At 60.9% G+C, this 220-nt stretch carries 1 pseudogene; it reads left to right on the top strand.

Going from position 1 to position 220, the window contains the following annotated elements:
• Positions 1 to 220, top strand: a pseudogene (locus CWO89_RS45580) (IS5/IS1182 family transposase); the annotation flags it as partial.

The following is a 220-nucleotide window of genomic DNA, read 5'->3' as shown; positions in this document are numbered from 1 at the left end:
GGGTTCGTTGCGCTGTGCCGCAAGCTCGATCTGCTTGTTGCAGCGAGCGTCGCCATCGATGGATCGAAGTTCAAGGCGGTCAATGCGCGGGACAAGAACTTCACCGAGGCCAAGATGAAGAGGCGTCTTGAGCGGATCGATGAGAGCATCGCCCGCTATCTCTCGCAGCTCGAGACCGCCGATCGGCACGGCGATGCAGTGCCAGAGGCGAAGGTTGAGC

This window comes from Bradyrhizobium sp. Leo170, from assembly GCF_004296405.1.
Taxonomy (GTDB): domain Bacteria; phylum Pseudomonadota; class Alphaproteobacteria; order Rhizobiales; family Xanthobacteraceae; genus Bradyrhizobium.
This window is presented reverse-complemented; position numbering and strand designations above follow the sequence as displayed.